This is a genomic window from Rhodopirellula sp. UBA1907, from assembly GCF_002337565.1.
In the GTDB taxonomy this organism is placed as follows: Bacteria; Planctomycetota; Planctomycetia; order Pirellulales; family Pirellulaceae; genus Rhodopirellula; species Rhodopirellula europaea.
Genome location: NZ_DDGH01000102.1, coordinates 68,578 through 81,658 on the forward strand (window position 1 = coordinate 68,578; position 13,081 = coordinate 81,658).

10 protein-coding genes are annotated in these 13,081 nt (G+C 58.2%); 4 read left to right on the forward strand and 6 right to left on the reverse strand.

Annotated elements, in window-relative coordinates; all coding sequences use genetic code 11:
- Nucleotides 1-101 precede the first annotated feature (101 nt).
- From dprA to B2R17_RS25985, 3 genes are all read left to right on the forward strand, one after another.
- Complete coding sequence (gene dprA / locus B2R17_RS25975) at nucleotides 102-1,376, forward strand: DNA-processing protein DprA (protein WP_286766287.1); 1,275 nt, start codon at nucleotides 102-104, stop codon at nucleotides 1,374-1,376.
- A gap of 289 nt (nucleotides 1,377-1,665) precedes the next feature.
- Nucleotides 1,666-5,475, forward strand: coding sequence for a S1 RNA-binding domain-containing protein (locus B2R17_RS25980; RefSeq protein ID WP_286766288.1), 3,810 nt, complete (start codon nucleotides 1,666-1,668; stop codon nucleotides 5,473-5,475).
- Nucleotides 5,472-5,969 carry a hypothetical protein gene (locus tag B2R17_RS25985; RefSeq protein ID WP_008662588.1) on the forward strand — a complete coding sequence of 166 codons (498 nt, stop codon included), beginning with the start codon at nucleotides 5,472-5,474 and terminating at the stop codon, nucleotides 5,967-5,969. Before B2R17_RS25980 ends, B2R17_RS25985 begins: the two co-directional genes overlap by 4 nt.
- Before the next feature lie 203 nt (nucleotides 5,970-6,172).
- Here the strand turns inward: B2R17_RS25985 and B2R17_RS25990 are convergent, their stop codons facing one another.
- Genes B2R17_RS25990 through lpxD form a run of 6 tightly spaced genes read right to left on the reverse strand, consistent with a single transcriptional unit; the run spans nucleotide 6,173 to nucleotide 11,871 of the window.
- Complete coding sequence (locus B2R17_RS25990) at nucleotides 6,173-7,699, reverse strand: methyltransferase RsmF C-terminal domain-like protein (protein ID WP_008667493.1); 1,527 nt, start codon at nucleotides 7,697-7,699, stop codon at nucleotides 6,173-6,175.
- A complete protein-coding gene (locus B2R17_RS25995; protein WP_008667491.1) occupies nucleotides 7,696-8,013 on the reverse strand; it encodes a hypothetical protein in 318 nt (105 codons plus the stop codon). The genes B2R17_RS25990 and B2R17_RS25995 overlap by 4 nt, the downstream gene beginning before the upstream one ends.
- The gene (locus B2R17_RS26000; RefSeq protein WP_414707402.1) at nucleotides 8,006-8,683 is read right to left on the reverse strand and encodes a septation protein SpoVG family protein; all 678 of its coding nucleotides are present in this window, start codon (nucleotides 8,681-8,683) and stop codon (nucleotides 8,006-8,008) included. Before B2R17_RS26000 ends, B2R17_RS25995 begins: the two co-directional genes overlap by 8 nt.
- Nucleotides 8,684-8,722: 39 nt before the next feature.
- Nucleotides 8,723-9,712 (reverse strand): 4-(cytidine 5'-diphospho)-2-C-methyl-D-erythritol kinase, encoded by a 990-nt coding sequence (ispE, locus tag B2R17_RS26005; protein ID WP_008667487.1) that lies wholly within the window; start codon nucleotides 9,710-9,712, stop codon nucleotides 8,723-8,725.
- A 4-nt stretch (nucleotides 9,713-9,716) separates the two neighbouring features.
- The gene (locus tag B2R17_RS26010; RefSeq protein WP_008667486.1) at nucleotides 9,717-10,679 is read right to left on the reverse strand and encodes an LpxI family protein; all 963 of its coding nucleotides are present in this window, start codon (nucleotides 10,677-10,679) and stop codon (nucleotides 9,717-9,719) included.
- A gap of 49 nt (nucleotides 10,680-10,728) precedes the next feature.
- Nucleotides 10,729-11,871, reverse strand: a complete 1,143-nt coding sequence (gene lpxD / locus B2R17_RS26015; protein WP_008667485.1) for a UDP-3-O-(3-hydroxymyristoyl)glucosamine N-acyltransferase — start codon at nucleotides 11,869-11,871, stop codon at nucleotides 10,729-10,731.
- Nucleotides 11,872-12,077: 206 nt separating this feature from the next.
- On the opposite strand from lpxD, the gene B2R17_RS26020 reads away from it, so the two are divergent.
- Nucleotides 12,078-13,004, forward strand: coding sequence for a tetratricopeptide repeat protein (locus B2R17_RS26020; RefSeq protein WP_008662575.1), 927 nt, complete (start codon nucleotides 12,078-12,080; stop codon nucleotides 13,002-13,004).
- Nucleotides 13,005-13,081: the final 77 nt, after the last annotated feature.

Below are 13,081 nucleotides of genomic sequence, written 5' to 3' on the forward strand. Positions count from 1 at the left end.
GAAATGTTGTGCGGGTGAGAAGCAAGCTCGATGGAGTGGAGACTCTGGAGCAGCCTCATCGCGAGTCAGCCCGTTTGAGTCCATTCCATGGTGATCATCCGATGAACGACGTTCGATCGATTCCCGGTAGCGATGTTTCTGAAATTGAAAACGTTTCGGAAGCCGAGCCAAACACCAATTCGAATCCAGCCAGTTCGGAAGTCCCCCACCAGGAACTTGTCTCGCAGGACGAAATCGCTTTGGAAGAGACAGGCTCAACGGCCGATGACACGACCCGCGAATTGGTTCAGTTGTGCTTGCTTCCCGGGTTGGGCCCGCGGACGTTGACGTCTTTGATGGAAGCGTTTGGCTCGGCTCGTGCGATTTTGAATGCAGACAAAAGCTCGTTGGCGTCGGTGCACGGGGTGGGGCCGAAGTTGGCTCACGTGATCGACACGGCGAGCGATCACGTTGATATCGAGGACGTGTTTGCTTGGTGTGCTGCCATGGATGTCAACATTCTCAGGCGGGGGCAGTCGTCTTATCCGGCGGCAATGGAAGAACTCGATGACGCTCCACCGTTGATGTTTTGTCGCGGTTCGATCTTGCCACGCGACACGATTTCGGTCGCAATTGTCGGGACTCGGCATGCGACCGCGTATGGATTGCAGCAAACTCGACGCATCGCGATGGATCTGGCTCGGGCCGGCGTGACGATCGTCAGCGGGTTGGCTCGAGGTGTCGACACAGCAGCTCATCGCGCCGCACTGGAGGCCGATGGTCGAACGATCGCGGTTCTTGGTGGCGGGCTGGGGAAAATCTATCCGGCCGAAAATGCACCTTTGGCCGACGAAATTTCAGAGCGTGGGGCGGTCATCAGCGAGTATGCACCGATGGCCCAACCCCGTGGCGGGATGTTTCCGCAACGCAACCGAATCATCGCGGCTTTGGGGCAAGCCACTCTGGTGATCGAGGCTCCCATGCGAAGCGGATCGCTGATCACGGCCCGTTTGGCGTCTGAACTGGGGCATTCGGTTGGTGCCCTGCCCGGCCAGGTGAATAGTCGGGCGTCGCAGGGGTGTCACCATCTGATTCGGGACGGTGCCACGTTGGTTCAACACGCCGATGATGTACTGGAATTGCTGGGGCCTTTGAGCGGAAATGTGTCTCAGGCAACGGCGGTTGAAGGTGGCGATGTTGTCCGGGACGGTCGCGAAATGACTCTCAATGATGTCGAGCGTCAGGTTCTCGCTGCGGTGGGGACATCTGGCACGGCAATCGACGAAGTGACGCTCAGCAGCGGGCTGCCCGCGTCCCGCGTCAACGCGATTGTCAGCATTTTGGAGATGAAACGGTTTGTTCGCCGCTTGAGCGGTCAGTATGTGTCGCGGATCTGAGAAGGTTGACAGTTCGGGCCTGCAGCGCTATTCTCCCGCCTTGGTTCCAAGCCCCCGTTTGTGGCTGTTTACCGAAGGTCCTCGCGACGCTGACTTGGCGGCGGTGTTTCATTTCGCCCCAATGTGGCTTCATCTGCGATGGTGAACGACACTTACGATTCAATCTCAACCGTTTCTTTCGATTCGATCGCCGCAATGTTTTGACCGATGGCTAGGTCACTCGTGAGAGAGATTTTGCCACGCGCGCATTCGAATCGTCCCACGATGCTAGCAAAGCGACCGACATCCGATGACTGTTGATCTGGACGCAATCGCCCAACGCGGGCGATGCGAGGTCTCGAGTTTACGCCTGGCCCTGCCACTGATTGAGCAAGGTTACACGCCCCCGTTTCTTTCGCGATATCGTCGTGACGAACTCGGGGATATCGACGAGGCCAGCCTCTGGAACCTCGCGCACGCGGTGCGGACGCAGAAAAAGCTCGATGAATATCGATCTGATCTGCAAGAAGCCTGGAAGCAAACTCCGTTGGTGGACCCCGCCATCGGACGAGCGATCGGCAACGCACAATCCAAGCGTCTGCTCGATCGGCTGAGTCGGCGGGTCAAGCTGGAAACGGGTGAATCCGCGAACTTGGCCCAGCGATTGGCCGTTCGCACGCTCAACCCGCAAAAGGGCGATGGCGAAGACCTGAAGGCTTTGGCGGAATCCTTGGCAGCCGATCCAGCCGCGGCTGAAACCAAGACCGAGGGCGAAGCGGCCGCACCAGAGCCCGCCTCGAACGATGTCGACGGTGCGTTGGCAAAGCTGGATGCGACAATCGCCAAACGCTTGATTGGTGATCCACGAATCGTCGGTGCCGCGGTCCGATGGCTTTCCCGCAACGCGAAAATTCGCGTGATGGAAGTTCACGACCCGCACATTCAGGCTGACGACGACTCCTCGGAATCGTCTGGTTCTCAGCCCAAAGCCCAAAAGTCGGCTGCTGCAGCAAAGGATCAACCGAAAGCGGCCGCCAAAACCGAGTCGCCAGAAGCTCCCGCCTCGGAAGCCAAGACCGAGGCTATCGAAGCAGTCCCAGCAGCAGATGCCCCTGCTGCTGAAGCTGCTCCTGCTCCTGAAACCGCCGCTCCAGAAGCAAGCGGAACCGAAGCCGCCAGCAGTTCAGAGACTCCAGCTGAAGGGACGCCAGCCGCGGAAACAGCCGAAACGCCCGCCAGCGAACCGGTTGCTGAGGCCGCCCCGGCGGAACAAGCTGCTCCCGCCGAGCCAGCCGCCGCGGAAGCTCCCGCGGATCAATCTGCAGCCGCAGCGACACCCGCCGCCGATCCTCCCGCCCCAGCGGCGGAAGCAGCCGAAGCGACCGAGCAACCTGCCTCGGAAAAGCCAGCCGCCTCGGTGACCAAGCAGGCTCCCGCAGCCAAAGCGGCTCCCGCCAAAGCGAAAGCCAAGAAATCGAAGAAGATCTCTCCGCGGCAACGTCGTCGTCGCTGGTTGGTCAGCACGCTCAAACCGTTGGCCGGAAAGAGCATGCCCGCCAACAAGCTCAGCTCGTTCCAATTGGTGATGCTCGGGCGTGCCCTGCGAAGCCAAGTGGCCCAGTGTGCGTTTGATTACGACGCAGCGAAGTTGGTCGCTGAATTGCAAAAGACCGCCGCCGGATTCAATCGTCCGCTGGCGGATCGTTTGTCCGGATTGGTGCTCGAAAACGAAGCCATCATTCGCGACGCCGCCGAAGCAGCATGGTGGGACGAATTGCAGGAACAGGCTTCTGCACGCTTGGTTTCCATCGCCGCCGACAACTTGCATTCGCAGATCAACCGTGGCGGAGTCGAAGCCAAAGTGGTGATGTCGATCGATGCCGTTGGGCCTCGTACCGCCGCCACTTCGATCGTTTCATCGGACGGACGCCTGCTGCATAGCGAAGACATCCCATGTCAATTGTCCGCCGCCATGCGGACGTTGGCCGTGACAAAGATGGGCGAGCTGATTCATGCTCACCACGTCGATCTGATCGTGATCAGCAACGGTCCCGCCCGCCGGGCTTGCATGATCGCGGTTGGCGAACTGATCAAGCAATCAGCGGACAAATCGGTTCGTTGGACTTTGGCTGACCGCAGTGGCGCCGACGCATACGCTGGCGGACCGGCCGGCGATCAAGAAATGAAATCGACGCCGCGTCGATTCCGAGCGGCCGCCTGGATCGCTTTCTCGGCGATGCAGCCCGCTCAAGCGCTGGTCAAGGTCGACCCACTGAAATTGCGTCTTGGTTCGTTCCAGCGCGAATTGTCCGATGACGCGGTTTTGTCGGCACTCGAAGACGTGATGGTCAGCGGTGCTGCCCGCGGCGGCGTGGATGTGAACTCCACCGCAACGACCTGGATGCAGCGATTGCCGGGCATCACGCCCGAGATTTCTCAAGCCATTGATGAACGTCGTCGTGAGAAGCTGATTGCTTCCCGCGAGGATTTGGCGACCGCGGTTGAATGGCCCTCCGTCGTTCATTCGCGTCAAGCGATGCCGTTCCTGCGTGTCTTTGCCAGTGAAGAAACGCTCGACGGAACATTGATTCACCCGGATGACTATGCACTCGCGAAGAAGCTCGCCACCGCTTTGAACGTCGAGCTGCCGCCAGATCGTCCGCCAGCCTACGAGCTGCCTGATTACAGCACGCCGGCACCGGCTCCTGCTGCCGCTGCGGTGGAAGCACCCGCGGAAGCGACCAGCGAAGCAGCTCCCGCCGCTGAAGAATCAGCAGCAGACGGTGCTGAGTCGGAAAACGCCGATACCGGAGCCGCCGCCAGTGAAACCTCCGCTGAGTTGTCAGCGGAAACCGCGACGGAATCGACTGAGGCTCCTGCTGCGGATGCGGCAAGCGAAGAACCGGCCGCGGAAGCCAGTTCTGACGAAGCACCGGCGGAAGCCGCAGCTCCAGAAGACGCCCCCGCACCTGAAGCCGCCGCCGAGTCAGATGGATCTGCTTCGAGCGATGGTGATTCCAGCGAAGAGCCCGCAGCGTCCGGAGACGATGCAGCTGAAACCAAGGCCGAAGCGGACGCTCCTGCGGCACCCGCCGCACCGGAGCCTGTTCGTCGTCCGATGCCAGAACGTGCCGCTGTCGACAAGCTGATCAAAGAATGGCAAATCGGAAAACGTCGTTCGCATCAATTGGTTCGTTGGTTGTGCGATCCGTTCGGCGAAGGAGCTTCTGAGGGCGAAGCACCTGCCGTGATGACCGCAATGCCATCGTTGTCTGAGCTCAAGCAAGGCGATCAAGTCATCGGCGTGGTTGTCGGTGTAATGCCGTTCGGCGTGTTCATTGAGCTGTCGCCTGATTGCAGTGGTTTGATCCACGTCAGTCGTATCTCGGATAGCTACGTTGAGGATTTGCACGAAGCCGTTCAGGTCGGTGACGTCATCACCGCTTGGGTGACCGGGACCGATGCAAAGCGTCGCCGGGTGGCACTGAGTGCAATCTCGCCGGAACGCGAAGCAGCGATGGAGTCGCGACGCCAAAACGAACGTGGCGGACGCGGTGGGCGTGGCCCCGGCGGTCGCGGTCAGCGTGGCGGCCAAGGCGGTGGTCAAAGCACCGGACAAGGTCAACGTTCGGACTCGGCACCACGTGGTCGTGGTGGACAGTCCGGAGGCGACGGACGCACGGGCCAAGGTGGTCAACGCGGCGGTCGTGGACAGGGTCAAGGCCGCGGTGGACAGGGCGGACGTGGTGGCAAACCAGGTGGTCGTCCAGGCGGACGCGATGGTGGCCGAGGCGGTCGCGGTCGTGGACCAAAGAAACCAGAAGTCTACGAAGTGATCGGCAAGGATCCTGAGAAGCCAAAGATCAGCGATGCGATGGCCAAAGGCGATGAGCCCATGCGATCCTTCGGCGATCTGATGCAAATGTTCAGCAAGGAGAAAGGTCAAACGACTCCTCCGGCGGACAAGAAGCCAGCTGCGAAGCCTCCCGCCGCCGAGAAGCCGGTTGCTGAAACGCCTGCAGAAGCGAAGCCGGCTGACGCACCTCCAGCGGACGCGTCCAAGACCGAGGCTCCAGTCGTCGAAGCATCGAAACCAGCCGCTTCCGAGGGAGACGAATGAGCGACGACTTTCAGTCTCGATTGGAATCGGCCATCGCTCGCGGACGTCGGCGTGCGGAGCATGAAGCTTCGCAGGAACGGCAGAAGGAGATGTCCGAGGAAGAGCTGAAACGACTTCACACGTCGTATCGTTTGTCCTTGTCAGAACAAATTGAAACCGCCGTGCGACGCGTGGCGGATCACTTCCCTGGCTTCCGCTACGAATCTGTCTTCGGTGAAGAAGGCTGGGGTGCGGCCTGCTACCGTGATGATTTGAGGCTCGATGCCGGGCGTCGCACCAATTTGTACAGCCGCCTGGAATTGGTCATTCGGCCTTACAGCGATTTGAGAGTGCTGGATCTGAAAGGCAAAGGCACGGTCATGAACCGTGAGCTTTTCAATCGCACCCACTACACTAAAATCGCAGAAGTGGAAACGGAAGACTTCAGCCAATTGATCGACGCATGGGCGATCGAATACGCCGAGATGTATTCCGCCAAAAGCTCGACGTCTTGAGCATCCGCTGGGTGCATTCCTCAAACGCGATCAACTGGACTTCGGTCCGAAGTTGAACTCGTTCATCTGAACCGCAAGTTCGTCTAGCGGCCTGTTGATTCAATGAGCCTGACCGCGTTAGCGTCGGTTTATCAGACACCAACCTGAGCGAACGCCCATCGGCTGATTGTTGCCATTCGGTATGCGACTGAATCAACAGCCCGCTAGGTCGATTGTTCTTGGACGGCATTCTTTGCCACCTGCATCCGAGCGTGCGTCGGCAAGTGGTTTTTGCCAATTCGTCCATCGGCTTTGGCCCATCCAAGCGGACGCCCTTGATGTTGCACAATCAGCCAACCGCGTTGATCCGTGGGGACCGTGCCGCCCGCCAAAAAGGTTGCGGCTTCGGCATCGTTCAGTTCGATGCGTGCGACATTCACGGTCAAAGGATCATTGGTCTGTCTCAGTGCACACGCATGCGAGGGTTTCCAAGTTTGTCCGGTGCGGTGGGCGACTTCAGGGCCAATCGTCCAGTCTTGTTTGACCCACTCGGGAGCGCCTTTGCAGAACGCTTCCGTGATCCAGTCTCTTTGTCGAAAGAACCCTGAGTCTTCTTCGGTGGTGGCATCTGATGGGGATACTCCGAGCACGGATTGGATCAGTTCATCGCAGTCGGAATCCAGTGGTTGCTCCGATCGCAACACGCCTCGGCGAAGCAGCCATGGATCTTCCGAGAACTCAGCGGTTTCTTCGGTTGGGGCTGTGGCGATTGGTTTGGTCAATCGAGCCGCGAACGCACCGGCACATCCATCGCGATGTGGCCACACTCGGTACCCGCACTCGGCGAGCGGGCTTTGGTAGTCGGTCAAAGTTGAGACGGGAGATGGTTGCATCTCCAATTCGCGAATCATCCAATCGACTTGATCCTCGTTCTCCGCCACTGCAAAGGTGCAGGTGCTGTAGACGAGCGTTCCGCCAGGTCGAAGCAGTTTGTGGGCAGCTGCAAGGATTCGTTGTTGGCGTGCCGCATTCGTGGCCACCATCGATTCGTTGACGGCGCCCTTGGATTGCCGGCCTCGCGACAGCAAGGCTTGGCCGCTGCAGGGTGCATCAATCAGAATTGTGTCGAAGACGCCCGGAAGCTTTTCCGCGAGAGCGTCGGGATCTTCACTGCTAATCGCGTAACGATCGGAGCCCGTGCGAGACAGGTTGTACGCCAGCGGCGCAATCCTCGAACGGATTGGTTCGTTGGCGAGCAAGAAGCCGTCGTCGCCGATGGCTTCTAAAAGTCCGGTCGCCTTTCCGCCAGGAGCTGCGCACAGGTCGCAAACCAGTTGCCCAGACAGCGAATCGGTATGTGCCTGAGCGGCTGCGAGAGCGAGAAGCGATCCAGCGTCCTGCAAGTAGAATTCACCGGCAGCGAAGTCAATGGAACGAGAAGCGTGAAAGCCATCCGGTATCGCGAGAGCCAGCGGGTACCACGGCACATCGGCTTGGTTATGCGAATCGGCGTCGCTGCGGCTAATTCGAAACGCATCGGTCCGGTCGCGACGAACGCGCATCACATTCGCGTGACGCTGACTCATCGCGGCGGCGAGACGCTCCAGTTCATCGGTTGGCAATTCGATCGGTGCGATCGCCGCGGAGACCTGTTCCACATCCAGCTCAACTGGTTTGCGATTGGCGGATGGTTTGAAAGACGCCGAGGATTTGCGGCTGGCTTTCTTTGAGCCTTTTCGGGACCGACTCACGTTCGTGTGATCTTGTTCCAAACGGACATCACCAACGACAGCGTCATCGCAATCACGAGTGGCGAGGTGAAGGTGAACATGATGAATAGCACCTGCGCGAGGCTGCCGGAGTCATCTTCGGGAGGTTTCGCACCCGCCCAAATCGCGATGTCGGTTTGGACGCTCGGAACGCGAGACGCATAAAACAACCCTGCCAGAAAGACGGCGCTGATCAGGACCAGCAGCAACGAAACCGCGATGCTGACCTGCGGGCGAGGTGCGTTGCTTGAAGGCGTCCTAAAGACGGGCGGATGAACGGGATCGGCTTCAGTCATTAAAAATGCCAGACCCAAAGTTGTCGAACGGATCCGAGTTTTCTTGTGACGAGTCGTCGGGTTTCGCTCCTCCAGCGTCGCGGTTTGGCGAATTGGTCACGGTTGAACCGCGAGACCCTCCGCCACGACGGTGAAGATGGGGTTGAGGGATGCGTTTTTCATCGCCTTGCTCGCCACGAACGATCAGTGTTTCAGAATCGTCTTCTGTTGCATTGCCGCGATCGGAACCTTCGTCGGATGTGGATCCGGAATCGCTCGACGAGGAATTGGCGTAGTCGGCTTCGTCGTAGTCTCCGGCGTCAAAGTCGTCCTCGTAACGACTTCGGTAACCGGGTTGCTGCGATCGATCGAGTTCGGCTTCGAATTCTTCGATCACCGCCTGCTGAATCATTTCGCGGCATTCGCTGTTGATGGGGTGTGCGACATCCGCGTAGAGCTTTTGTGGCGAGTTCGCGTTGTGGCCGCTCAGCTTGGCGCCACAATGGTTGCAGTAGGTTGCTCGCAGGTGGTTCTTCGAACTGCAACGTCCGCAGTGGCCGGTCAACTTTCGGCTAGGCATCGCGACGAAGGGACCGCTCGTACCGTCGATGATTTTCAAATCACGAACGACGAATGATTGATCAATGGTGATCGAGCAAAACGCCCGTAGACGATCCTCCGAACTTTCCATCAGCTTGATGCGAATCTCGGTAATTTCCACGACGTACCCCTATGCGATGTGGATCTCCGACGGCACCACACAACTCATAACCGCTCGGATCAATGCGCCGCCCGGAAAAGTCGAACGCAAAGTTTCAGCAGCAATTGCTGCTTGTTGCGACGAGTCTGCCAAAGCGAAGCAAGCCGAACCGCTGCCCGTCATGTGGCAATGTGTCAGTCCAGCCTTCGACAGACATTCTAGGGCGGGATCGATGCGCGATGAAAGCCCGCGTGCGGGCGCTTGCAAGGCGTTATGCAATGAAAACTCGGATTCCGCTGTGATTCCTTGCAAAGCACGCAGTAAATCGTTGCTAGATTGGGGAGAATCGGGGACTTGGCACCTTGAATAGACTTGTGCGGTCGAAACACTCGCCGCGGGGTAAATGACGACTGCGTGCAGCGGATTGGCTAATGTGAAGAACTTCAATTTCTCACCGCGTCCCGTTGCATGCGCGCATTGGACAACACGATCGGCTTCCAGATCACCTAAGAAAAATGGGACATCACTTCCAATTTCCGCGGCCAAGGAAAGCAGCGTTTCGTTCTTAAGCGTTGCGGGCAGATCAGATCGTGTCTCGCATGCGGCGGCCCATCCTAATTGCAAAGCCGAAGCCGCATCACTGCTGGCGCCACCCATTCCCGCCCCGCTTGGAATGTTTTTGTTCAGTTGAACTTCCCAGCCGCCTTCTAAACGCAACGTTTCGGTGAGGCGATTGAGAGCACGCACGACGAGATTTTTGTCATCGGTCGGGACAAGCAGCAATCCGTTGTCTTCATCGACTTGCAATTCTGCAGCAACCGAAGTTCGACCATTCGTCCAATCAACCGACAGTTGGACGCCGGGCACCGTTGTGCGACGAACGCGAAGTTCATCACGCCAATCGATCGCGACCATCACGGTATCCAGTTCATGAAAACCGTCATCGCGACGTGCCAAGAGCTCGAGAAAGAGATTGAGTTTGGCGGGAGGCGACGTGGAATACCAACGAGATTCGGTCACTGGTTCAGGCTGCTTTTCGAGAAGACGACAGGTGGTCTTCCATGGTATCAGCAGATGCCATCGCTACCAAAGCGATCCCGAGTCGGTCGGCAAGTTGGATGGTTTCTTCGCTGTCGAGCAGGATCGTTTTGTCGGCTTCGATTGCGATCGCAGCTCCGCCCGCTTCATGAACGCGTTGAATCGTTTGTGGCCCGATCGTTGGCACGTCGAACCGCATGTCTTGATCTGGTTTGCTGACTTTGACCAATGTCCAACCACCGCGACGACAAAGTTCGCCAGTTCGTGCGATGCACGCGTCGGTGCCTTCAATGGCCTCGACTGCGATGATCGTTCCATCTTTGATCGTGATGGCTTGTCCGATATCCAATCCACCCATCGTTTTCGCGATTTGCCATCCAGCAGAAATGTCGGACTGATTCACTGATGAAGGTTTACGGCGAGTCAGTTGTCCTGTTTTGGCAAGCAACTCAGGGGCTAAGTCCGTGGCGGAGCATATTTTCATCGCGTGATTCTCATAGGTGTCGATCACCGCACCGAGCAATCTGTCGTCGCGTGCGTCCCGGCGAGCGCCAAACAAGCAGGGCCAAAAGGTTTTGATACACGTCCAGTCCGGCGTATGACGAATCCAAACCGAACCACTGTAAAGCAAATCTGACTTGAAAAGTTTGCCGGCCATCGTCACATGCGCGACGTCATTGCGTTTGAAGTATCGAAGATGGCCTCCGAAACGTCCCACGCCTGACCAAAGCACGCTTTCACAAATCTCGTTGAGCTCTTCGCCCGCATGACCGGTGATAGCCACGCAGTGAACCGGATGGCCGAGTGCCTTCAGCTTTTCGGCAACGCAGATTGGAAAACGTCCCCACCCCGCGATCAAACCAACCGGCGCGCCATCGGGCACGTCGCGAAGAATTGATTCGCAATCAAGCGGCCGGCTTTCGCTGGTATCGTGAACCGCGTGTCGCATTGGGAGAGCGTTTGTCATGGCAGTGCAGCTATGCGGGAACCTAAGTTGGTCAGGCCGCTTTGCGCTGGTTGGTGTCGGCGGGTTGTTCTTCCAAAGCTTCACTCAGCCGACCGATTCGTTGAGTCAGTCGTTTCAGTTCACGACGCATCTCCGGCAGTTTGCGTTGAACGGCCATGATCTGCATTTGATCGCGTTGCGGTGTTGCCGGTGAACCCAAATAAACTTGGTTGGGAGCAAGGTCATCCATCACACCGGCTTGAGCACCGACGATGACTCCGTCGGCCAATGCGATGTGGTCCTTCAGCCCGACTTGGCCGGCCAAGACGACATAGTCCCCGGTTGTGCAGCTGCCTGCGATTCCGACTTGGCTGCACAACAAGTTGTGTCGACCAATTTGGCAGTTGTGCGCGATCATGACTTGGTTGTCGATCTTGGTGCCTTCACCGATTCGTGTCGCACCATAAGTGCCACGGTCGATCGTTGAGCTGGCGCCGACTTCCACATCGTTTTCGATCACGACATAGCCGAGTTGTGCCGTTGGGATGTGGCGACCGTCGACCATTTTGTATCCAAAGCCGTGGGCTCCCACGACGGTGCCGGCATGCAACGTGACACGCTCGCCAAGTTGGCAGTAGGCATACAGAGTCACGTTGGGATGAAGCGTGCAGTCCGCACCGATTTGGCACCCCGCCCCAATGTTGACTCCCGGTGCGATGGTGCAACCGGGACCGATTTCGACATTCGCACCGATGTTGGCCGAGGGATGCACTTGGCTGGTTGGATCCACCTTGGCTGTCGGATCGATTCCGCTGACCGGCATTGTCTCGGCAAGTGCCGGACGGTAGTGGCTGACCAGTTTCGTGAACGCTGCGTGGGGATCATCGACCAGAATCTGCAAGCGAATCGGGGAGGCTGCCACGTATTCGGGTGCGATCACCGCGAAGGCTTGGCTGTCAGCCAATTGGCCCGCGTGGTTGGCTTGGTCGATCAGCGTGATTTGTTGAGGTCCCGCTTCGGCCGGCGGGGCAGCACCTGTGCAAATTGTGGAGGAGATTTCAACGCTTGGGGATTTTCCTTGAACGGCACCGTCCGACGCATTGGCCTCGTCAGTGGTGCAGTCGCTGAAGTCGAGCAATTGACCACCGACGAGATCGGCGATTTCTTGCAGTGACAATCCGTTGGAAGACGCCATTTGAAAAATCCTTTTTTCGTGACGTGTGTCGGGGTGCGGGGCGAGACCGTGGGTGCCTTCCTTGTAGCGGCAACCCACAAATTGACGCAACGTGAATCGTCGGTCTTGCGACGGTTCGTCAGAAAGGACTAGTACAGGGCTGCATGACGCGCGTTTGTGTTCAACCTGCGCGTTTTCCGAATGGCTCCAGCACCCAGTCGCTAACGATGCCCAGCCCTGCTCTTCGCAACGATTCTTATCTTTCGTCCGCCTCCCCGGTTTCGGTCGGCAAGCCGTTGCATGCCAATGACGCGACCACAACGAACCCGAACGGCTTGCGGATTTTCAATCCAAATGACAACGCGGCGGCGGGATCGGCAACTGAGCCCGTTCGGCAAAGTCGATTGACCATTTGGAGTTGTTTGACCGCCTCCCTGATCGCGGGAACGATTTTCGCCACGATGACCGGGTGCCAATGGGCCGCCGGAAGTCAGAACACGCAAGGTGCGGCTCTGTACAACCAAGGCCAATACACGGCGGCGATGGAGCAATTTCAGAAAGCGATTGCTTCGGATCCAACCGACTCGGACGGCTACTACAACTTGGCCGCCACGACGCACCGATTGGGAAATCAGCGACAAGATCCCAATCTGATCCGCCAAAGCGAAGCCCTTTACAATCAATGTCTGGATCACGATCCCAATCACGTCGACTGTCATCGCGGTTTGGCGGTATTGCTAGTCGATTCCGGACGTCCTGACCGAGCCTTCACGCTGCTGAAGAACTGGGCGGCCCAAAATCCAGCCCTGGCCGAGCCTCGCATCGAATTGGCACGCCTCTACGAAGAACACGGCGAACCACAAACCGCACTGAAGTACCTGGAAGACGCTGTGCAACAAGACGCCAACAACGCTCGAGCATGGTTGGCACTGGCTCGTTTGAGAGAGGCCAGCAACGATCCTGTTCAGGCATTGCAGAATTACCAGCGTGCTCTCGCTCTCGGTGGCGGCGTTTTGGGCCCCAACGGTGCGATGGTCAGCGAACGAGTGGCGGCACTCAGCCGTCAAATCAACTCGACCCGCGACGCGGCATCGTTTAATGCGGGCGGCACGCAAATGGCCACCCCGGCCGGATTCGGCTCGTCACGCTATTGAATTCCGGTTTGAAATCTCCCGGGATTTCGGCGGTTTTTCGTTCCAAACGCTGTCAACTCAGGGCAGATTCACGGTTC

Excerpts from the sequence above, each read along its gene's own strand:
- dprA (WP_286766287.1), top strand. The coding sequence starts at position 102 with ATGAACGACGTTCGATCGATTCCCGGTAGCGATGTTTCTGAAATTGAA.
- B2R17_RS25980 (WP_286766288.1), top strand. The coding sequence starts at position 1,666 with ATGACTGTTGATCTGGACGCAATCGCCCAACGCGGGCGATGCGAGGTC.
- B2R17_RS25985 (WP_008662588.1), top strand. The coding sequence starts at position 5,472 with ATGAGCGACGACTTTCAGTCTCGATTGGAATCGGCCATCGCTCGCGGA.
- B2R17_RS25995 (WP_008667491.1), bottom strand. The coding sequence starts at position 8,013 with ATGACTGAAGCCGATCCCGTTCATCCGCCCGTCTTTAGGACGCCTTCA.
- B2R17_RS26000 (WP_414707402.1), bottom strand. The coding sequence starts at position 8,683 with ATGGAAAGTTCGGAGGATCGTCTACGGGCGTTTTGCTCGATCACCATT.
- B2R17_RS26010 (WP_008667486.1), bottom strand. The coding sequence starts at position 10,679 with ATGCGACACGCGGTTCACGATACCAGCGAAAGCCGGCCGCTTGATTGC.
- lpxD (WP_008667485.1), bottom strand. The coding sequence starts at position 11,871 with ATGGCGTCTTCCAACGGATTGTCACTGCAAGAAATCGCCGATCTCGTC.
- B2R17_RS26020 (WP_008662575.1), top strand. The coding sequence starts at position 12,078 with ATGCCCAGCCCTGCTCTTCGCAACGATTCTTATCTTTCGTCCGCCTCC.